Annotated in this window: 20 protein-coding genes; 15 read left to right on the top strand and 5 right to left on the bottom strand. The window is 57.7% G+C overall.

What is annotated here, in order from left to right; all coding sequences use genetic code 11:
• Nucleotides 1-4 precede the first annotated feature (4 nt).
• From ACESMB_RS00545 to infA, 5 genes are all read left to right on the top strand, one after another.
• On the top strand, nt 5-916 hold the full coding sequence (locus tag ACESMB_RS00545; protein ID WP_372970690.1) for an AAA family ATPase: 912 nt from the start codon (nt 5-7) through the stop codon (nt 914-916).
• A gap of 21 nt (nt 917-937) precedes the next feature.
• Nucleotides 938-1,888, top strand: a complete 951-nt coding sequence (gene trxB / locus ACESMB_RS00540; RefSeq protein ID WP_372925754.1) for a thioredoxin-disulfide reductase — start codon at nt 938-940, stop codon at nt 1,886-1,888.
• 193 nt (nt 1,889-2,081) lie between these two features.
• Nucleotides 2,082-2,795 carry a leucyl/phenylalanyl-tRNA--protein transferase gene (gene aat, locus ACESMB_RS00535; protein WP_372970689.1) on the top strand — a complete coding sequence of 238 codons (714 nt, stop codon included), beginning with the start codon at nt 2,082-2,084 and terminating at the stop codon, nt 2,793-2,795.
• Entirely contained in the window at nt 2,796-3,533 is a 738-nt protein-coding gene (locus ACESMB_RS00530) for an arginyltransferase (RefSeq protein ID WP_372925752.1), read from the top strand.
• Nucleotides 3,534-3,588: 55 nt separating this feature from the next.
• Nucleotides 3,589-3,807, top strand: a complete 219-nt coding sequence (gene infA, locus ACESMB_RS00525; RefSeq protein WP_007153725.1) for a translation initiation factor IF-1 — start codon at nt 3,589-3,591, stop codon at nt 3,805-3,807.
• Nucleotides 3,808-3,884: 77 nt separating this feature from the next.
• Here infA and clpA read toward each other — a convergent pair whose 3' ends face one another.
• Nucleotides 3,885-6,155, bottom strand: a complete 2,271-nt coding sequence (gene clpA / locus ACESMB_RS00520; RefSeq protein WP_372925751.1) for an ATP-dependent Clp protease ATP-binding subunit ClpA — start codon at nt 6,153-6,155, stop codon at nt 3,885-3,887.
• An 18-nt stretch (nt 6,156-6,173) separates the two neighbouring features.
• Nucleotides 6,174-6,533: an ATP-dependent Clp protease adapter ClpS gene (gene clpS / locus ACESMB_RS00515; protein ID WP_372925750.1), complete on the bottom strand. Its 360-nt coding sequence runs from the start codon at nt 6,531-6,533 to the stop codon at nt 6,174-6,176.
• Nucleotides 6,534-6,862: 329 nt separating this feature from the next.
• Here clpS and ACESMB_RS00510 point away from each other — a divergent pair, with 329 nt between their 5' ends.
• The 8 genes from ACESMB_RS00510 to ACESMB_RS00475 all read left to right on the top strand — a co-directional run bounded on the left by ACESMB_RS00510 (nt 6,863) and on the right by ACESMB_RS00475 (nt 13,879).
• Entirely contained in the window at nt 6,863-7,189 is a 327-nt protein-coding gene (locus ACESMB_RS00510; RefSeq protein ID WP_372925749.1) for a cold shock domain-containing protein, read from the top strand.
• A 199-nt stretch (nt 7,190-7,388) separates the two neighbouring features.
• A complete protein-coding gene (locus tag ACESMB_RS00505; protein WP_372925748.1) occupies nt 7,389-7,988 on the top strand; it encodes a pseudouridine synthase in 600 nt (199 codons plus the stop codon).
• A complete protein-coding gene (locus ACESMB_RS00500; RefSeq protein ID WP_372925747.1) occupies nt 7,985-8,434 on the top strand; it encodes an NUDIX hydrolase in 450 nt (149 codons plus the stop codon). Before ACESMB_RS00505 ends, ACESMB_RS00500 begins: the two co-directional genes overlap by 4 nt.
• A gap of 49 nt (nt 8,435-8,483) precedes the next feature.
• Nucleotides 8,484-9,644, top strand: coding sequence for a tRNA 2-thiouridine(34) synthase MnmA (mnmA, locus tag ACESMB_RS00495; protein WP_372925746.1), 1,161 nt, complete (start codon nt 8,484-8,486; stop codon nt 9,642-9,644).
• Nucleotides 9,641-10,285, top strand: a complete 645-nt coding sequence (hflD, locus tag ACESMB_RS00490; protein ID WP_372925745.1) for a high frequency lysogenization protein HflD — start codon at nt 9,641-9,643, stop codon at nt 10,283-10,285. The genes mnmA and hflD overlap by 4 nt, the downstream gene beginning before the upstream one ends.
• Nucleotides 10,286-10,358: 73 nt before the next feature.
• Nucleotides 10,359-11,726 (top strand): adenylosuccinate lyase, encoded by a 1,368-nt coding sequence (gene purB / locus ACESMB_RS00485; RefSeq protein WP_372925744.1) that lies wholly within the window; start codon nt 10,359-10,361, stop codon nt 11,724-11,726.
• Between the two features lie 3 nt (nt 11,727-11,729).
• Nucleotides 11,730-12,890 (top strand): JmjC domain-containing protein, encoded by a 1,161-nt coding sequence (locus tag ACESMB_RS00480; RefSeq protein WP_372970688.1) that lies wholly within the window; start codon nt 11,730-11,732, stop codon nt 12,888-12,890.
• 23 nt (nt 12,891-12,913) lie between these two features.
• The gene (locus ACESMB_RS00475) at nt 12,914-13,879 is read left to right on the top strand and encodes a GNAT family N-acetyltransferase (protein WP_372970687.1); all 966 of its coding nucleotides are present in this window, start codon (nt 12,914-12,916) and stop codon (nt 13,877-13,879) included.
• Here ACESMB_RS00475 and ACESMB_RS00470 read toward each other — a convergent pair.
• Nucleotides 13,868-14,878: a LysR family transcriptional regulator gene (locus ACESMB_RS00470; protein ID WP_372925741.1), complete on the bottom strand. Its 1,011-nt coding sequence runs from the start codon at nt 14,876-14,878 to the stop codon at nt 13,868-13,870. The genes ACESMB_RS00475 and ACESMB_RS00470 overlap by 12 nt on opposite strands.
• Before the next feature lie 259 nt (nt 14,879-15,137).
• Between ACESMB_RS00470 and ACESMB_RS00465 the strand changes: the two genes are divergently transcribed.
• Nucleotides 15,138-15,911: a hypothetical protein gene (locus tag ACESMB_RS00465; RefSeq protein ID WP_372970686.1), complete on the top strand. Its 774-nt coding sequence runs from the start codon at nt 15,138-15,140 to the stop codon at nt 15,909-15,911.
• Between the two features lie 126 nt (nt 15,912-16,037).
• Nucleotides 16,038-18,308 carry an ATP-binding protein gene (locus ACESMB_RS00460; RefSeq protein WP_372970703.1) on the top strand — a complete coding sequence of 757 codons (2,271 nt, stop codon included), beginning with the start codon at nt 16,038-16,040 and terminating at the stop codon, nt 18,306-18,308.
• On the opposite strand, the gene ACESMB_RS00455 is transcribed toward ACESMB_RS00460, so the two are convergent.
• Both ACESMB_RS00455 and ACESMB_RS00450 read right to left on the bottom strand, forming a co-directional pair.
• The gene (locus tag ACESMB_RS00455) at nt 18,268-18,738 is read right to left on the bottom strand and encodes a MarR family winged helix-turn-helix transcriptional regulator (protein ID WP_372925739.1); all 471 of its coding nucleotides are present in this window, start codon (nt 18,736-18,738) and stop codon (nt 18,268-18,270) included. The genes ACESMB_RS00460 and ACESMB_RS00455 overlap by 41 nt on opposite strands.
• Nucleotides 18,739-18,741: 3 nt before the next feature.
• Nucleotides 18,742-19,227: a glutathione peroxidase gene (locus ACESMB_RS00450; protein ID WP_372925738.1), complete on the bottom strand. Its 486-nt coding sequence runs from the start codon at nt 19,225-19,227 to the stop codon at nt 18,742-18,744.
• Nucleotides 19,228-19,414 lie beyond the last annotated feature (187 nt).

The raw sequence follows: 19,414 nt of genomic DNA, 5'->3' as shown, positions 1-19,414 counted from the left end.
CTGCATGAAGAAACTGACGGATACGGTTATCCGCGAGCTGAACAGCATACTGCTGGGCAAAGACCATCAGGTCCGCCTGTCTCTTTGTGGACTTCTGGCTCGCGGGCATCTGCTGATTGAAGACATTCCGGGCATGGGCAAGACCACCCTTTCCCACGCCCTGGCCAAAGTGATGGGCCTGAGCTACCAGCGTATCCAGTTCACCAACGACCTGTTACCGGCCGACGTGCTCGGGTTTTCCATGTACGACAGGGAAGCCGGTAGCCTGGTCTTCCATCCGGGTCCGATTTTCGCCCAGGTTGTGCTGGCTGACGAAATCAACCGTGCCTCTCCCAGAACCCAGAGCGCCCTGCTGGAAGCCATGGAAGAACGGCAGGTGTCCATTGAGGGCGAAACCCGGCCGCTGCCGCACCCGTTCTTTGTCATCGCCACCCAGAACCCCATTGAGCAAGGTGGCACCTACCCGCTGCCGGAATCCCAGCTCGACCGCTTCCTGATGCGCATCCGGCTCGGCTACCCCGATCCTCGCGCTGAACGGGAACTGCTGGAAGGAGAAGACCGGCGGGCAATGACCGACCGCCTGCAGTCCCTGCTTTCGGCCGAAGACCTGCAGACCCTGCAGGACGCCGTCAACCGGGTAACCACCAGCCCTGCGCTGCTGGACTATGTACAACGCCTGCTGGAACAGAGCCGCCGCATGCCGGGGTTGCTGTACGGCCTTTCGCCCCGCGCCGGCCTCGGCCTGGTGCGTGCCGCCCGGGCCTGGGCCCTGATGGACGGGCGCCACCATGTACTACCGGATGACATCCAGGCCGTATTTCCCGCAGTTGCAGAACACCGCCTAGAACAGGGAGAATCCGGAAAGAGCTCTGAGCGAATCAGGCAACTTCTGACCTCCGTATCTGTCATTGAATAAATCGTTAACGAGAGACCCCCAATGAGCGAAACCAAGCACTCCCGACTGATCATCCTCGGCTCCGGCCCGGCCGGCTACACCGCAGCAGTCTACGCGGCCCGCGCCAACCTCAAGCCGACGCTGATCACTGGTATCGAAGTGGGTGGACAACTGACCACCACCACCGACGTGGACAACTGGCCGGGTGATAACGACGGTGTGCAGGGTCCGGAGCTGATGCAGCGCATGCTCAAACACGCCGAGCGTTTTGAAACCAGCGTCGTCTACGACACCATCAACGAAGCCGACCTTCGCAACCGCCCCTTCCGCCTCAAGGGCGACAACGGCGAATACACCTGCGACGCCCTGATCATTGCCACCGGCGCCTCCGCCATGTACCTGGGCCTGGAATCGGAAGAAAAGTTCAAGGGCCAGGGCGTCTCCGCCTGCGCCACCTGCGACGGCTTCTTCTACAAAAAACAGAAAGTCGCCGTCATCGGCGGCGGCAACACCGCTGTTGAAGAGGCCCTTTACCTCTCAAACATCGCCGACGAAGTCACCCTGGTCCACCGCCGCGACAGCCTGCGCGCCGAAAAAATCCTGCAGGACAAACTGTTCGAAAAAGCCGAAAACGGCAACGTCAAAATCGTCTGGGACCACACCCTCGACGAAGTCCTGGGCGACGGCACCGGCGTCACCGGCATGCGCATCAAAAGCATGAAAGACGGTTCCACCCAGGAGCGGGACCTGGCCGGCGTCTTCATCGCCATCGGCCACAAACCCAACACTGACCTGTTCACCGGCCAGCTGGACATGGAAAACGGCTACATCAAAATCCGCTCCGGCCTCGAAGGCATGGCCACCCAGAGCAGCATCCCCGGCGTCTTCGCCGCCGGCGACGTAGCCGACCACGTTTACCGTCAAGCTGTTACCTCCGCAGGTTTCGGTTGCATGGCAGCCCTGGACGCAGAAAAATTCCTGGATCAGGACTGAACGACAAAATCAGAGCGAAACCAAGGCAGGTAACTCCCAGGCCTGAAAAGGCGGGTGGAACCGGAAGTCTGAAACTGTGCGGAGCCATGGATGGCAGAGCCCAAGCGCCACATGGACGTGCCCGAGCGTGTTTCAGACATCCGGTTCCGCGCGCCGACTCCTCAAAGGCCGAAACAACAAAGGCCGGACCCAGATGACCTCACTCCCCTGGCTAGAACAAAACCACCTCTGGTTCCCCCCAGCCGAACAGGCCCTGGACGACCCGGACGGACTGCTGGCCCTGGGCGGCGACCTCTCCACCGAACGGCTCAAACTGGCCTATCGCAGCGGCATCTTCCCCTGGTTCAGCGACGACCAACCCATCCTCTGGTGGTCCCCTGACCCCCGCTGCGTCCTGTTCCCGGAGGAAATCCACATCTCCAGAAGCCTGCGGCGAACCCTCAACAGCGGCCACTTCACCATCACCGCAGACCAGGCCTTCCCCCGGGTCATACGCCTTTGCGCCAACACCCGCGCCGAAGGCACCTGGATTACCCAGGACATGATCGACAGCTACGGGCAGCTGCACAAACAGGGCATGGCCCACTCCATTGAAGCCTGGAACCCACGAGGAGAGCTGGTGGGTGGCATGTACGGGCTGGCGATTGGCCGCTGCTTTTTTGGCGAGTCCATGTTTTCACTGGAAACCAACGCCTCAAAAGTACTGATGGTGCATCTGGCCAACCAGCTCAGAGAGTGGGGCTACCGCATCATGGACTGCCAGGTGGAAAGCGGTCACCTGCTCAGAATGGGTGCCCGCTGTATTCCCCGCAGCGAATTTTTATCTATACTCAGGACATGCGTAGACAGTAGTCCGGACCACAACGATTGGGAATTCCAGTGGCAGTGGCCCGGACCGGAGGTGTGAATGAGCAATCTCAGGACCCTGGTATTTTTTGCCACGCCGGCCCATGACTGCAGCTACCTGCCAGATCGCGAAGCAACCACCATGTTCGTCGACCCGCGGGCCCACGTGGACAAAAGGCTCTACAGCCAATTAACCGCCCTGGGTTTTCGCCGCAGCGGCTCCCACTATTACCGTCCTCACTGCGAACACTGCAACGCCTGTGTTCCGGTCAGACTTAAAGTGGATCAGTTCCAGCCTGACCGCAGCCAGCGCAGGGTAATGAAGAAAAATGCCGACCTGACATGCCGGATGGTCCGGGCGAGTTTCTCGGAACGCTACTACAGCCTTTATGCCCACTACATTGAACAACGGCACGCCGACGGGGACATGTACCCGCCTTCCCGGGAGCAGTTCATGTCTTTTCTGGTGGAAGGGGCTACTGACTCCTGGTTTCTCGAAATCATGGATGGAGAAAAGCTGGTCGGCCTTGCCGCCGTGGATATGCTCGACGAGGGGCTCTCCGCCATTTACACGGTATTTGACCCGGCGTACGAAAGCCGCAGCCTGGGAACCTTTGCCGTGCTCTGGCAGATCGAAGAAGCAAGACGGCTTGGGCTTCCCCACCTCTATCTGGGTTACTGGATTGAAGAGTGCCGGAAAATGAACTATAAGACCCGCTTCCGTCCTATCGAAGCCCTGCGGGACGGACAGTGGCATACAATGAACGTTAATGGATTTTTGCCAAATGACGACAAATAAGGCAGAATTGCGCAATTTAAAATCACAGCAAGCCAATTTACGAGGTTTTTACTGAATGGCAAAGTCCGATGCTATTGAAATGGAAGGGGTTATTGTTGATACGCTTCCAAACACCATGTTCCGCGTTGAACTTGAAAACGGCCATATCGTTACCGCTCACATCTCTGGCAAGATGCGCAAGAACTATATCCGGATTCTGACAGGTGACAAGGTCAAGGTAGAACTGACTCCTTACGACCTGAGCAAGGGGCGCATCGTCTACCGCGCCCGTTAATAGCTGCACGACAAACAAAAGCCCCGGTGCTGCCACCGGGGCTTTTTTATCGAATAGCCTCAACCGTTTTGGTGCTGTTAAACCGCCTCGGCAGGCTCGTCCTCGTACTCGAACTGCAGTTCATCGTCCTTGAGATGAATATGCACATCACCACCACGTTCTGACAGGCGACCAAACAGGATCTGCTCAGCCAGGGGCCGTTTGATCTTGTCCTGAATCAGCCGAGCCATCGGGCGCGCGCCCATGGTGACATCGTAGCCCTTCTCAGCAAGCCAAACCTTGGCATCGTCGTCCACGTGAAGCACAACATGCTTCTCGTCCAGCTGGGCCTGCAGTTCGGTGAGGAACTTGTCCACCACGTGGGTGATGGTGGCCGGCTGGAGGTCGCCGAACTGGATAATGCCGTCCAGGCGGTTGCGGAACTCCGGCGTGAAGGTCTTGGAGATGATTTCCATGCCGTCGCTGCTGTGGTCCTGCTCACTGAAGCCAATGGAGCGACGGGCCATGCTCTCGGCACCGGCGTTGGTGGTCATCACCAGGATCACATGGCGGAAGTCCGCCTTGCGGCCATTGTTATCCGTAAGCGTACCGTGGTCCATCACCTGCAGGAGCAGGTTGAAGACTTCCGGATGGGCCTTTTCAATCTCATCCAGCAGCAGTACACAGTGTGGGTGCTTGCTGACGGATTCGGTCAGCAGGCCGCCCTGGTCATATCCGACATAGCCCGGAGGCGCACCGATCAGCCTGGAAACGGTGTGACGTTCCATGTACTCCGACATGTCGAACCGCACCAGCTCGATGCCCAGCACTTTGGCAAGCTGCTTGGTGACCTCGGTTTTACCAACACCCGTGGGGCCGGCAAACAGGAAGGCACCTTCCGGCTTCTCGGGCGCTTTCAGGCCGGCGCGGGCCAGCTTGATGGCGGTAGACAGTGACTCGATGGCCGGATCCTGGCCGAACACCACCATCTTGAGATCACGCTCCAGGTTGCGAAGCAGATCCTTGTCACTGGTGGACACGTTCTTCGGCGGAATGCGCGCAATGTTAGCCACCACATCCTCGATTTCCGATACGTCGAGTGTTTTCTTGCGCTTGGCGATCGGCAACAGGCGCTGGTGCGCACCAGCCTCGTCAATAACGTCGATGGCCTTGTCCGGCAGATGACGATCAGTAATGTAACGCTCAGACAATTCCGCAGCCACGCGCAATGCCTGGTCAGTGTACTTCAGGTCGTGATGCTTCTCGAAGTGGGACTTAAGCCCCCTGAGGATCTGGTAGGTATCCTCGACACTGGGCTCGTTCACGTCGATTTTCTGGAAGCGACGGGCCAGTGCACTGTCTTTTTCGAAGATGCCACGGAATTCCTGGAACGTGGTGGAACCGATGCAACGGATCTCACCCGAACTCAGCATGGGCTTGAGCAGGTTGGACGCGTCCATGACGCCTCCGGATGCAGAGCCTGCACCGATGATGGTGTGGATCTCATCAATGAACAGGATTGCGTGCTTCTCTTTCTTCAGTTCCGCAAGCAGGCCTTTCAGCCGTTTCTCGAAATCGCCCCGGTATTTGGTTCCGGCCAGCAGTGCACCAAGATCCAGTGAATAGACCACGGCGTCCGAGATAATGTCCGGCACCTGACCATCCACGACGCGTTTGGCCAGGCCCTCTGCGATCGCAGTCTTGCCCACTCCGGCTTCACCTACCAGCAAGGGGTTGTTCTTGCGGCGGCGGACCAGAATCTGAACCACCCTCTCGACCTCGTGTTCGCGGCCGATCAACGGGTCAATGCGACCCTGACGGGCCTGTTCATTGAGGTTGGTTGCGTAGCTTTCCAGTGGCCGTGAAGCACCACCCTCTTCGCCCGCTTCCTCTTGGGAAGCCTGGTCGTGACCTTCCTGATCCTCGGCACCCTGAACGCGTGAGATGCCATGGGAAACAAAATTGACCACGTCAATACGGGCAATGCTCTGCTTCTTGAGCACATAGACCGCCTGGCTTTCCTGTTCACTGAAGATGGCCACCAGCACATTGGCGCCGGTCACCTCCTTCTTGCCAGAGGATTGCACGTGAAAGACAGCACGCTGCAACACGCGCTGGAATCCGAGCGTGGGTTGTGTTTCCCGCTCGCTGTCGTTGCTGGGGATCAGTGGTGTGGTTGAATCCACAAACTCAACCAGTTCTTCCTGAAGCCGGGCCAGATCTGCACCGCATGCTTTCAGGACGCCCACTGCCGAATCGTTGTCGAGCAAGGCCAACAAAAGGTGCTCGACGGTCATGAACTCATGACGCTTGTCGCGGGCACTTTTGAAAGCCGTATTCAATGTAATTTCAAGATCTTTGCTCAGCATGGGCCACCCCAAGGTCTATCAGTCCGCACGTTCAATCTCGCAAAGGAGCGGATGATCGCATTCCGAAGAATACTGATTCACCTGTGCCGCCTTTGTTTCCGCGATGTCCCGGGTATATACCCCGCATACGGCCTTTCCCTGCGTATGGACGAGCAGCATCACCTGCGTCGCCTTTTCTTCGTTCATTCCGAAGAAGGTCATTAACACATCCACAACAAAATCCATGGGTGTGTAATCATCATTCAGAAGCAACACCCTGAAGCGTGCCGGACGCTTGAGAGCAGGCTTCTCGGGAGCAACCCCAACGTCGTCCTGACGTCCGGGTTGTTCGTCGTCTCCCTGATTCAATACTAGTAGAGAATTCTGGATAGTCCGCATGATTCTTTACCGGAAATCGGTGCCTCTTCCTAAAGATGGTTGTCTGCCGCCCGGTTTTCAAGGTGCTTGAGGTAACCGGGCGTGCGCTGGTTATCAATAACGTCATGATACAGGCTCGGGCCCCGGTTCAACCATACATTCCCGCTATAACTGCTATTGACTCTGAGCAGATATTGGTCAACAGTAAGATGGCAATGTAAAATATTGTAAATTCGCGTGAGTGCCGTGTTACAGAACCTGTAACGGCAATGGGTCCGTGCAAGGCAAAAAAGCCCGATAATAATAGCTATAACAAAGACACTGACAGTGAAAGAACAGGGGAGTTCATCATGCCAAGAGGCAAAGTAAAGTGGTTCAACAATGCCAAGGGTTATGGCTTCATTATCGAAGAGGGCTGCAGTGATGATCTGTTTGCTCACTTCTCTTCAGTGCAGATGGAAGGTTACAAAACTTTAAAGGCCGGTCAGCCCGTCACCTTTGACAAGAAGCCCAGTGACAAGGGGATACACGCGGTCAATATTGTTCCTGAAGAGCAGCCGCAGAAGCAGGGTTCATCGGAGAGCAGCTCCGAAAAGAAGCCGGACAGCGACAATAACCAGACCCGGGAGGACCAGGGCAGCGGCTATCAGGATCACCCTCGCGCCGCCAACGCCTGACCGGGCACACCTGAGCCGTCGGCGGCTTCCGGGGCAACACTCCTGACCGCCGCACTGCACCGCAATTTTGAAAGCAGATTGCGGCATAACGCCCTCGTGCGCCTGAATCCTGGCTGCAACCTGTCTCCATGCAGTCCGTTTCACTGCCTTTTCTGGCATACTACCCTCTTTTACCCAGATCCGAAGGTCTTCCGCCTCGATGGCAACGCTGATCCTGTTCAACAAGCCCTACCGTGTTTTGTGCCAGTTCACTGACGAAAAAGGCGCTAACGACGGCAACTGCCGCGCCACACTGGCAGACTGGATCAGCATTCCGGCTGTCTATCCCGCCGGTCGCCTCGATTTCGACTCCGAGGGGCTTCTGCTGCTGACAGACGATGGCCAGTTACAGCACCGTATTGCGTCTCCGCGTCAGAAAATGCCGAAAACCTACTGGGTTCAGGTCGAAGGCGATATTGCAGATGAAGCGTTGCAGAGATTGCGCAAAGGTGTGGCACTGAAAGACGGGAAAACCCGCCCGGCAGACGTGGCGAAAATGGAACCCCCTGATCTCTGGCCCCGCAATCCGCCGGTCCGGTACCGGGAGTCCGTTCCCACCAGCTGGATACGTATGATCATCACCGAGGGCAAGAACCGTCAGGTTCGCCGCATGACCGCTGCCGTGGGCTTCCCTACCCTGCGACTGGTTCGCTATGGTATTGGAGACTGGACTCTGGACGGGCTTGCCCCGGGAGAGTTCAGGAAAGTCACGGTCCACGCACCGGCACCGCCATCACCACGGAGAAAAACTCGCTCATGACCTGGACACCCCACGCCACTGTCGCCGTTATTGTTGAAGATGATCAGGGCCGGTTTCTGCTCGTGGAAGAGGTCAGTCATGGCCAGGTGGTGCTGAACCAGCCTGCCGGGCACGTGGAAGAAGGCGAGAAAATTATCGACGCGGCGCTGCGGGAAACCCTTGAGGAGACCGGCTGGAAGGTAGAGCCTCAGTCTTTCCTGGGTGTTTACACCTACACGGCACCTGCAAACGGAGTGACCTACTACCGTTTCTGCTTCTCGGCCAGGGCTGTGGACCGGGTTACCCGGGAACTGGATGACGGCATTATTGCCGCCCACTGGCTGACACCGGATGAAATCAGCCAGCAATCCGACAAACTCCGCAGCCCGCTGGTCCTCCAGTGCATAGAAGATTACCGAAACGGACGCCGCTTTCCCCTGGACGTGATTGTCGAACCGCAGACGTAACCCGGCTTAAATGCTAGAATCTGCCCCTTTGAACCCGACAGACCCAGACATGACTAAAGCACCTGAAAATACCCGAGTGATTGTCGGCATGTCCGGCGGCGTGGACTCTTCCGTGGCAGCCTGGCTTCTCAAAGACCAGGGCTACCGGGTGGAAGGCCTGTTCATGAAAAACTGGGACGAGGACGACGGCACCGAGTACTGTACCGCCATGACCGACCTGGCAGACGCCCGTGCAGTGGCAGAGACCATTGGCATTCCCCTGCACACGGCAAGCTTTGCGGCAGAATACTGGGATCGGGTGTTCGAACACTTCCTTTCTGAATACAAAGCGGGGCGAACCCCGAACCCTGACATCCTGTGTAACAAGGAAGTGAAGTTCCGGGCCTTCCTGGATTACGCCATCACCCTGGGCGCTGACTACATTGCCACCGGTCACTACACCCGCCAGCGGCCACTTAACGATGGCAGCGGCAAGGCCGAGTTGCTCAAAGGGCTGGACCCCAACAAGGACCAGAGCTATTTCCTGCATGCGGTTTCCGGCGAGCGTATCGCCCGCACACTGTTTCCCGTGGGCGAACTGGAAAAGCCGGAAGTAAGACGCATAGCGGCCGAACAGGGCTTCATAACCCATGACAAGAAAGATTCCACGGGTATCTGCTTTATTGGTGAGCGCAAGTTCCGGGATTTCCTGAAGCAGTATATCCCTGCCCAGCCCGGCAACATCGAAACGCCAGATGGCCAGGTGATTGGCCGTCACCAGGGCCTGATGTATCACACCATCGGCCAGCGCCAGGGCCTGGGCATTGGCGGGCTGAGCGAATTCGGCGACGAACCCTGGTATGTGGCGGAGAAAGACCTCTCCCGCAACGTACTGATCGCTGTGCAGGGCAAGCACCATCCCCTGCTATTTTCCCGTGGCCTGCTCAGCGGTCCGGTTGACTGGATTGCCGGTGAACCGCCTGCCGCAGAATTCCGCTGCAAGGCAAAGACCCGCTACCGCCAGCCGGACCAGGACTGCGTGGTTACTGCCACCGGCAGTGGATTCAGAGTCGTCTTTGACGAAGCCCAACGGGCTGTAACGCCGGGCCAGTCAGTGGTCTTCTATGACGGTGAGGTCTGCCTCGGCGGTGGGGTCATCGAGCAAACCTGGCGGGACGGCGAACAGGAAACGGCAGCGACGATCAACAAGCTAGAGGGAGCCGGCGCATGAGCCGATCGATTCACGACCAGAGTCTTGCCCTGGCAGGGGTTTTCCAGGCTTCGGCACTGGTCCAGCAAGTGGCTCATTCCGGGCAGTGCGCAGAATCCAGTTTCGAAACCTGCATGCGTTCCCTGTTCGCCACACAACCCGAAACCACCCTGGACGTATACGGCGGGGAACTGAAAGACCTGCGCGAGGGACTGTCGACACTGTCCAGCGTTCTCAGCCAGCAGACCAAGCAGCAGGACATTGAAGTGCTGCGTTATGCCCTGAACCTGATCAACCTGTCCTCTAAGCTTCGCCGCAGTGGCGATATGCTGGACGTGATTGGCAACCGCATCGACCAGGCCCGGCACACCGCCAGCCATTTCGGCTACAGCCATCCCAACCTGGTTGCCAACCTGGCATCCATCTATGCGGACACCATCAGCACCTTCCGCCAGCGCATCCAGGTTGCCGGAGAACCCACCATCCTCCAGCGCGAGGAAAATGCGGCCAAAGTACGCGCTCTGTTACTCGCCGGCATTCGCTCCTCGATACTCTGGCACCAGACCGGTGGACGTCGCTGGCAGCTCATTTTCAACCGCCGTAAGGTCATCATGACGGCACGGGAACTGGCCGAAAAGGCAAACCGCTCGGTTTACGACTGAATCCCGACCGTCGCTGGTGTATCATGTGCGCCTTTTCTTTTGACCGATTCTTTGATGACTTGAGAGGTTTTCGATGGAACTCAACGCCCTGACTGCCATTTCCCCGGTGGATGGACGCTATGGCAGCAAAGTCAGCGTTTTCCGTGACATTTTCAGTGAGTATGGCCTGATCAGGAACCGCGTGACCGTCGAACTGCGCTGGCTGCAGAAGCTGGCTGCCCATCCCGGGATTACAGAGGTACCGGCGTTTTCTGCCGAAGCCAACCAGTTCCTGGACAACATGGTCTCCGGCTTCAGCCTGACAGACGCGGAGCAGATCAAGGGCATCGAGCGCACCACCAATCACGACGTAAAAGCCGTGGAGTACTTCATCAAGGAAAAGATCGCCGGGGTTCCGGAACTTCACGCCGTCACCGAGTTCGTCCACTTCGCCTGCACCTCTGAGGATATCAACAACCTTTCCCATGCTCTGATGCTTCGTGAGGGCCTCGACCACGGCCTGTTGCCAGCCATGGAACGGGTAGTGGACCGGTTGGCCGAACTGGCCCACGAACATGCCGAACAGCCCATGCTGTCCCGCACCCATGGCCAGACCGCATCGCCGTCGACGGTGGGCAAGGAGCTGGCCAACGTGGTTTACCGCCTGCGCCGCCAGATGAAACAGATTCGTTCAGTTGAGCTGATGGGCAAGATCAACGGCGCCGTGGGCAACTACAATGCCCACCTGTCTGCCTACCCGGCCATCGACTGGGCACAGAATGCCAAGGACTTCATTGAAGGCCTGGGGCTGGACTGGAACCCCTACACCACCCAGATCGAGCCCCACGATTACATTGCCGAACTCTATGATGCCATTGCCCGCTTCAATACCATCCTGATCGATCTGGACCGGGATATCTGGGGCTATATCTCCCTGGGATATTTCAAGCAGAAAACCGTGGAAGGCGAAGTGGGTTCGTCCACCATGCCCCACAAGGTCAACCCCATCGATTTCGAGAACTCTGAAGGCAATCTGGGGATCGCCAATGCCCTGTTCAGCCACCTGTCTGCCAAGCTGCCAATTTCACGCTGGCAGCGCGACCTGACTGACTCTACCGTGCTGCGCAACCTCGGTGTGGGTTTCGCCCACAGCCTGATCGCCTATGAAGCCACGCTGAAAGGCCTGAGCAAGCTGGAAATCAACCCGGCACGGCTGGACGAAGACCTTGACCACGCCTGGGAAGTCCTGGCAGAGCCCATCCAGACCGTCATGCGCCGCTACAACATCGAGAAGCCCTACGAGAAACTGAAGGCTCTGACCCGTGGCAAGGCCATGACCCCGGACGTGATCAAGGCCTTCGCCGACTCCCTGGACATTCCCGAGGCCGCCAAGGCGGAACTTATGGAACTGACGCCGGGCACCTACATCGGCAACGCCACCCAACAGGCACGGGATATCTGAACCATGAAACTGCCCGGCGGAATGCCCGCGGAAAAATTCCTGCGCGAGTACTGGCAGAAAAAGCCGCTGGTGGTTCGCCAGGCGTTTCCAGGCTTCGAGTGTCCGGTATCTGCCGACGAACTGGCGGGTCTGGCCTGCGAGGAAGCGGTCGAATCCCGCATTGTGATCGAAAACGACAACGGCAAACCCTGGCAGTTGCACAACGGCCCCTTTGACCCCGAGCGTTTCGGCAAGCTGCCGGAAAGCCACTGGACGCTGCTGGTGCAGGGCCTCGATCACTGGGTTCCGGACATCGCAGACCTGCTGGACGAGTTCCGCTTTGTGCCCAACTGGCGGCTGGACGACATCATGGCCAGCTATGCCCCACAGGGCGGCAGTGTCGGGCCTCATTACGACCAGTATGATGTGTTTTTGCTGCAGGCGCAGGGACACCGGCGCTGGACCTTTGGCGGCCACTGTGATCATACCTCCCCCAGGGTGGACGGCACTCCGCTGCGGATACTCAGCAGCTGGGATGGTGAGGAGACCGTGACTCTGGCGCCAGGGGACATGCTGTACCTGCCACCCGGCATCGGCCATCACGGCGTGGCCGAGGATGACTGCATTACCCTGTCCGTCGGCTTTCGTGCGCCCACCATCGACGATGTGCTGACCGGTTTCACGGATTTCCTGTGCAGCCAGTCCGATGCCTCCGAGCACCTCAATGATCCGGACCTGCAGGTGCAGGATAATCCGGGAACCATTGCTCCGGACGTGATCGACCGCCTCGATGCCGTCATCCGCGAAAAGCTCACCGACAAACGCCAGCTGGCGCTCTGGTTTGGCCAGTATTCCACACTTCCCAAGAGCCTGGATATTGTCGTACCGGCGGAAGAACCCGTGACGCCGGAGCTGCTCGGTGGCCTGGTGGCAGGGGGCAACCCGCTGCGCTGGAACGAAGGTTCCCGTTTCGCATACCATGAATTTGAGGACGAAACGGCCTTGTTCGTGGATGGCGAGCAATTCCTGCTCCGGGGCGATGCAAGACCTCTGGCGCCCCTGCTCTGCGCTGGTGCCAGACTTGATATGGAAGACCTGGCCTCATTTGTCGCCGGCGACGATACCATCGCGGGGCTGTTGAGCACCCTCGTTAACCAGGGTTCGCTGTATTTCGAGCAAGAGTAAGGGCACGGCTGAGAGAGAACGGCATGAACGTACGGATTCGCAAATACAGCTGGCAACTGGCGCCGGCCGACATCCGGAATATACGCCAGACCGTGTTTGTGGAAGAGCAACGGGTTCCGCCAGAGCTGGAATGGGACGACACCGACGAGATCGCCGACCATTACCTGGTCGTTCTGCCCGACAACACCCCCGTGGGCGTTGGCCGGGTGTTCTCCACCCTTGAGGAAACTGCTCACATAGGTCGCATGGCCATCCTTCCGGCTCATCGCGGCAAGGGGATTGGCGAGGCCCTGTTGCGGCACCTGGTGTCCCGGGCCGCTGGCCAGTTCAGCGAACTGCAGCTTTCCGCACAGGAACACGCCATTCCCTTTTATCAGCGGTCCGGCTTCCATGTCTGTTCAGACCTCTACGACAACGCGGGCATTCCCCATGTAGACATGCGCTGCCTGGCTCCGGAGCTGGTCCGTAACGCGTTCGAAACCCGCCAGGCCCCCATGCTGTTGGGACAAGATCACGACGCCTGGCTTTTTGACAGCGAACGCACTATGACGGAACTGATGGACTCCGTGGTCGGCCAGACCCGCCAGCGGCTCTGGCTTTATGACCGGCTGCTGGATCACGATCTCTATGACCGCCTGCGATTCCGGGAACTTATCTCCACCCTGGCCCGTCGCCACCGCCTCAGCGAGGTACGCCTGCTTATTCACGATGACAAACCGCTGGTGAAACAGCGGCATCAGATCGTGGAACTGATGCGCCGTCTGCCAAGCCGGATAGAGCTGAGACTGGTCAACGAAGACTACCCGGTAGAAAACCAGCCATTCATGCTGGCCGACCGGGAAGGTGTTGTTTACCGGCATGATTTCTACAAGCCGGAAGGTTTCGCAAAGTTTGCCGACAGTGGCCGCGTGAAGCTGCTTGCCGAATCCTTCCAGCGCATGTGGGATGCCGGCAGGAGTTCACTGGAGTTGCGGGAACTACCGCTCTGAATGATGAATGCCGGGAACATCGGCGGACTCGAACTGTGCCCCGAACGGCGCAAACTCCATGTCCACCTCTTCCGCCACTTCGGCAATCAGCTTGCGTAGCCACTGGTGATCCGTATTGTGTTGCAGCAAGGGGCTCCAGGCCATTTTCAGTTCGAACGGCGGAATCTCGAACGGCGGAACCTTGACCACCAGGTTGGGGTTGTCTTTCTGCAACCAGGCGGCCCGGGACGGTAATGTGGCTATCAGGTCATGCTGTTCCGCCAGTAGCATCGCCACCTGGTAATGCCGGGTAAACACCGAGATCTGCCGTTTACGCCCCATCCGTGACAGTGCCTCATCCACCCAGCCCAGGCGCTGGACATCTTTCGGGTTCACCCCTACCCCGACACCGAAACCGGTCTTGCTGACCCAGATATGGCTGGCATCCAGATAGGTGTCCAGGGTAAAAGGTTCCTTCAGTATAGGATTGCGGGCATTCATCAGGCAGGCGAAGTATTCCGTCCACAGGGTTTTCTGGTGAAATGACTGGGGAATCTTGTCGAAACGGTTGATGGCCATGTCCAGCCGGCCCTGCTCCACGTCCAGAAAACTAACGTCACTGGGTGTCAGCACATCCAGAGTAACGTGGGGAGCTTCCTGCCGAATCCGCCGCAGCACCCGCGGCATGAGGCAGGATTCGGCGTAGTCACTGGCCATGATGCGGAAAACCCGCTGGCTCTCCATGGCGGCGAAGGCGGTTTTCTCATGAACCGCCTGCTCAATATCCGACAGGATACCGCGTACCAGAGGCTGAAGCTCCGTGGCGCGCTCGGTCGCAGTCATGCCCTCACTGGTCCTGACCAGCAATGGATCACCGAAAAGGTCCCGCAAGCGCCGCAGGCCGTTGCTCATGGCAGGCTGGGTAATGCCCAGATGAGTCGCAGCCTTGGTGACATTCCGTTCCCTCAGAAGCACATCAAGGTAGACAAGCAGATTGAGATCGACCCGGGAAATATCCATACACTGGCACCTGTAAAAGCCCGGCAATTTCCGACAAGCAGACTCTGCCGCGAAAGGTTCACACCGGCTTATTCACCGGAATAATACCGCGAAGACTATCAATTCATGGAAATGATATAAAGCCATAATCTTTCACATTTCAAAACGGAATCGTTTCCCGTTTTCTGCTAGTCTTCCGGATACTTGCTGGATTACTCCGGTCTATTTGTGTCGCCGGAGCCACCAGTGGCCGCCCATAACCCGGAGCCTTTGCTATAGAATGGATACCACAATGATTGTGCTGCTGCTGGCAGCTGTCGTCATCATATCGATCATCATTATTGTGGCCAGCCAGATGCGGGAACGGGCCCGTATAGAGCGTGTGCGAAAAACCACTGCCCTGGAAGATACCTACAACCGCGCCAATCGCCTTCTTTCCGAGATCCCCGGCCAGTACCTGACTTCCGATCTCAAACTGTTGCTGATCAAACGTATGGAGGAGTCCTGCCGGGAACTCAAGGCCCTCAAGTCCGAGCAGCCAGTCAGCGAATGGCTCAGTACCACCCAGCAGTTGAAAAAGCAGGTTATGGACAACGAAGACCGGCGACCACCCGTCAAGATTGAGTCACCGGAAAAGTCTTCCTACGTCAAAGAGCTGCTGCAGAATCTTTTCAAAATGATTGAAGGTATGCACAAGGCGGGGAAAATCGACAGCGCGACCGCCAAGAAGAACCTCAAGTTTGTGTTATTCCTGGTTCACAAGACCCATGCCGACCTTCATGTGTTCCAGGCCCGTGATTATGTGAAGCAGAACCAGATCCGCAAGGCCATTCATGCCTATCACCTGGCCAGTACCGAAATGGGCAAGTCCAGGGACAACCCCATGGCCATGAAAGCAGTAAAAAGCTTCAGCACCCGGATCAAGGAACTGGAAGCCATGAAAGTTGGCGAAACATCCGGCAGCACCGCCGACGGCCAATCGCGGCTGGATCGCGAATGGGATACTTTCCTCCATGACGATGAGTGGCGCAAGAAAGCCGATTATGACGGTTAGCTATAGGATTACGATTCGTCATCGCCACCCGTAACACTGACAGACAGGGACTGTGGATACACTGTGACAACTCCATTCAAAAAACGGCTTTCCTATCGCCTGACCCGGGACACCGTTTTGATTGCAATGGTCCTGGGCCTGGTGCTCAATGTTGTCCAAGTCACTCTTGACTATTTCAGTGCCCGGGACTCCATGGAGCAGGAGATCCGCGCCCTGATTGAAATCAGCCACAGCCCTGCCTCCCAGATTGCCTATAACATCGATATCCGCCTGGCCGAGGAATTGCTGGATGGCCTGCTCCGCCACCCCGCTACCATCGACGCGCGCATCATTGATAACAATGATCAGACCATGGCTGCAGCCAGCCAGAGCAGCCCCGAATCCCGCTACCGCTGGATCAGTGACCTGCTGTTCGGCGACAGCCGTGTTTTCAGCGAAGAACTGATGGTGCCGCAGCTGAGCGACCTTTCCCTTGGCAACCTGACGGTCACGATCGATACCTACCACTATGGCCTGCTGTTCCTGCAAAGGGCCGCATACACCCTGGTTAGCGGACTGCTCAAGAGCCTGGTGTTGACGGCGGCCCTGCTCACGATCTTCTATTTCGTGCTGACCCGCCCCATGCTCAATGTTATTGGTGCATTGAGCCGGGTTCGCGCAGAGTCCCCGGAGAAGGTCCGGCTTCCGGTGCCTGCCAATCATCGTGAAGACGAAATCGGCCAGATGGTGGGCATTATCAATCAGCACCTGGAAACCATAGAAAACAGTCTCGCGCAGACGCGACATGCAGAAAGTGCCATCAAAAACTACTCCACCCAGCTGGAACAGGAGGTGAAAGATCGCACCCGGGAGATATCCGAGAAAAACGAGGCACTGCAGCGGGGTAATCGTGCTCTGGTTCGAGCCAAGGAAGATGCGGTACGCAGGGCGCGCTCCCGGGCCAACTTTCTGGCCAGCATGAGCCACGAAATCCGCACACCACTCAACGGGGTGCTGGGCATGCTGGGCCTGTCCCTGGAAGGTGACCTGGAACCTGCACAGCGCAACCGTCTGGAGATCGCACTTAACGCGGGGCAGAGCCTGCTGGGCCTGCTCAACGATATCCTCGACATTTCCAAGGTGGAAGCCGGTAAACTCAGCCTTGAGAACATTCCGTTCAGTGTCCGGAACCTGGTAGAGGAGTGCGCGACTCTTCATGCCCAGCAGGCTCGCCACAAGCACATAGACGTAGTGACCGATATCGAGTGCGACCTGCCGGAAACCTTCCTTGGCGACCCTACCCGCACCCGGCAGGTTCTCAACAATCTGCTCAGTAATGCCATCAAATTCACTGATCAGGGCAGCGTTCGCATTCGCACAACCCGTTTCAACGGCAACGTGCGTATCGATGTGATCGACACCGGTATCGGCATGTCCAAGGAAGGGTTGCACCGGATCTTCTCACCGTTTTCCCAGGCAGATACCGACACCACACGGCTGTATGGAGGAACCGGGCTGGGCCTGACCCTTTGCAGGCAGTTGGTGGAACGCATGCACGGCCAGATATTGGTGGACTCGGAAGAACACCGGGGAACTCACTTCACTGTGAACCTGCCACTGCCTGTCCATGACCAGGACGGAGCGGGAATCCTGTCTTCAGATATACCGGAGATCCTCAGGAAATCCGGTGTGGATATGGCCATTCCCCAGGAATACCCGCACCGCCTGCCCATCGAGGGCCAACTGAGGGCGTGGAACATCCCGGTACGTGATGCCGCCCGCAACGGCAGGGGCATACTTATGGTCGCCGCAGACGATGGGAATGAAGCAAGCCAGCAAATGGCCGCAAAATGGCCCGGAACCGGGGTGATCGTGGTGGACAGGAACGGAACAACTGTGGCTTCCGACAACCAACAGATTCTGTCCATGCCCCTGCGGCGAGACCAGCTGTACCGGACACTATGCGCCGCGGCAGGCCTGCAGCAGGCTACAACAGGCGAGACAACGGATACGGAGCAGGGCCAGGCTTCCAGGAGAACGCTGAACCTGTTGCTGGTAGAGGACAACCAGGTCAACCAGGTGGTTGCCAGCAGCATGCTTCGCAAGCTTGGTCACAGGGTTACCCTGGCGGAAAATGGCAAGCGCGCCCTGGAAGCCCTGAATTCAGGGGAGTTCGATATTGTGCTGATGGATTGCCAGATGCCGGTGATGGATGGCTACGCAGCCACACGCAGAATCCGGGAGAACCCTGCCTGGCGCGCCCTGCCGGTTATTGCCGTAACGGCCAACGTGATGCAGGGGGACAAGGACGACTGCCTGAAATCCGGCATGAACGATTACATCACCAAGCCCTATAATCGGGCCGACCTGAAGTCCGTTATCGATCGCTGGGCTCCCCCTCCGCCTCCAGCAGGCTGAGAACCGAGCGCAACTCGTCACGCAAAGCCACAATGCGCTCCTCATCAATCCCTGTACCACACAGCAGCCGACCAGGCACGTCGCTGGCTCGCTTGCGCATGGCAATCCCCTCCCCGGTCAGGGCCACCGTCACAACACGCTCATCGGTCGTATCCCGCTGACGAATAACGAGCCCCCTTTCAGCCAGGCGCTTCAGCAACGGCGTCAGTGTGCCAGAATCCAGCCGCAAACGTTTACCCAGGTAGGAGACTCTCACGCTGCGACCGTCCCTGTCGGCCTCCCACAGCACCAGCATGACCAGATACTGTGGATAGGTCAGGTTGAGTTCTGCCAACAATGGCCGGTAGCGGGCAGTAACCGCACGGTTGGCCGCATAGAGTGCAAAACAGAGCTGGTTGTCGAGCGCCAGGATATCGTCTTCGGACTTCATGGCTTACAGCAACTTTTCAATGTCAGTGCGGATGGCCGCCGGTTTGGTGGTGGGTGGGTAACGGCGCACCACGTGTCCTTCGCGGTTGACCAGGAACTTGGTGAAATTCCACTTTACCGCCTCGGATCCAAGCAGGCCCCTGGCGTTATGCTTAAGATACTCGAACAGGGGATGGGCATCGGGGCCATTGACTTCGATCTTGGCGAACATGGGGAAGTCCACGCCATAGTTCAGGCTGCAGAATTCGCTGATGGCCTTGTCATCTGCCGGGTCCTGATTACGGAACTGGTTGCAGGGAAAGCCCAGGACTTCCAGCCCTTTTTCGTTCAGATCCGTATAAAGGGACTGCAGCCCTTCAAACTGAGGTGTGAAGCCACATTTGCTTGCTGTGTTGACAATCAGCAGCACCTTGCCACGGAACTCATCGAGGGAGTGCTCTTCGCCACGAATATCCGTTGCCTGGAAATCGTATATGCTCTGGTCGCTCATCGTTTTTCTCCTTTATATTTTTCACCAGTATATTGTGCACAATACTATTTACAACCATATCCGGCATCCTGGCAGTCCCGGTTCATGGAATCTGTGAGCTTTGGGCGCTAAATCTCCGCGTCTATGCCACAATTCATCACAATTGGCCTGTTGTCGCTGGCCTTTGCTCCGCTAGAATACGAGCTTA

It is taken from the genome of Marinobacter sp., from assembly GCF_041686475.1.
In the GTDB taxonomy this organism is placed as follows: Bacteria; Pseudomonadota; Gammaproteobacteria; order Pseudomonadales; family Oleiphilaceae; genus Marinobacter.
The sequence above is the reverse complement of the archived record's forward strand: the minus strand, read 5'-3'. Positions and strand labels throughout refer to the sequence as shown.

What these genes read in the sequence shown, in the direction of transcription:
- ACESMB_RS00510 (WP_372925749.1), top strand. Translation starts at nt 6,863, where the DNA reads ATGCCAAGAGGCAAAGTAAAGTGGTTCAACAATGCCAAGGGTTATGGC.
- clpS (WP_372925750.1), bottom strand. Translation starts at nt 6,533, where the DNA reads ATGCGGACTATCCAGAATTCTCTACTAGTATTGAATCAGGGAGACGAC.
- hflD (WP_372925745.1), top strand. Translation starts at nt 9,641, where the DNA reads ATGAGCCGATCGATTCACGACCAGAGTCTTGCCCTGGCAGGGGTTTTC.
- purB (WP_372925744.1), top strand. Translation starts at nt 10,359, where the DNA reads ATGGAACTCAACGCCCTGACTGCCATTTCCCCGGTGGATGGACGCTAT.
- clpA (WP_372925751.1), bottom strand. Translation starts at nt 6,155, where the DNA reads ATGCTGAGCAAAGATCTTGAAATTACATTGAATACGGCTTTCAAAAGT.
- ACESMB_RS00465 (WP_372970686.1), top strand. Translation starts at nt 15,138, where the DNA reads ATGGATACCACAATGATTGTGCTGCTGCTGGCAGCTGTCGTCATCATA.
- ACESMB_RS00460 (WP_372970703.1), top strand. Translation starts at nt 16,038, where the DNA reads ATGGTCCTGGGCCTGGTGCTCAATGTTGTCCAAGTCACTCTTGACTAT.
- ACESMB_RS00500 (WP_372925747.1), top strand. Translation starts at nt 7,985, where the DNA reads ATGACCTGGACACCCCACGCCACTGTCGCCGTTATTGTTGAAGATGAT.
- ACESMB_RS00530 (WP_372925752.1), top strand. Translation starts at nt 2,796, where the DNA reads ATGAGCAATCTCAGGACCCTGGTATTTTTTGCCACGCCGGCCCATGAC.
- aat (WP_372970689.1), top strand. Translation starts at nt 2,082, where the DNA reads ATGACCTCACTCCCCTGGCTAGAACAAAACCACCTCTGGTTCCCCCCA.
- ACESMB_RS00475 (WP_372970687.1), top strand. Translation starts at nt 12,914, where the DNA reads ATGAACGTACGGATTCGCAAATACAGCTGGCAACTGGCGCCGGCCGAC.
- infA (WP_007153725.1), top strand. Translation starts at nt 3,589, where the DNA reads ATGGCAAAGTCCGATGCTATTGAAATGGAAGGGGTTATTGTTGATACG.
- trxB (WP_372925754.1), top strand. Translation starts at nt 938, where the DNA reads ATGAGCGAAACCAAGCACTCCCGACTGATCATCCTCGGCTCCGGCCCG.
- ACESMB_RS00450 (WP_372925738.1), bottom strand. Translation starts at nt 19,227, where the DNA reads ATGAGCGACCAGAGCATATACGATTTCCAGGCAACGGATATTCGTGGC.
- ACESMB_RS00470 (WP_372925741.1), bottom strand. Translation starts at nt 14,878, where the DNA reads ATGGATATTTCCCGGGTCGATCTCAATCTGCTTGTCTACCTTGATGTG.
- ACESMB_RS00545 (WP_372970690.1), top strand. Translation starts at nt 5, where the DNA reads ATGAAGAAACTGACGGATACGGTTATCCGCGAGCTGAACAGCATACTG.
- ACESMB_RS00505 (WP_372925748.1), top strand. Translation starts at nt 7,389, where the DNA reads ATGGCAACGCTGATCCTGTTCAACAAGCCCTACCGTGTTTTGTGCCAG.
- ACESMB_RS00455 (WP_372925739.1), bottom strand. Translation starts at nt 18,738, where the DNA reads ATGAAGTCCGAAGACGATATCCTGGCGCTCGACAACCAGCTCTGTTTT.
- mnmA (WP_372925746.1), top strand. Translation starts at nt 8,484, where the DNA reads ATGACTAAAGCACCTGAAAATACCCGAGTGATTGTCGGCATGTCCGGC.
- ACESMB_RS00480 (WP_372970688.1), top strand. Translation starts at nt 11,730, where the DNA reads ATGAAACTGCCCGGCGGAATGCCCGCGGAAAAATTCCTGCGCGAGTAC.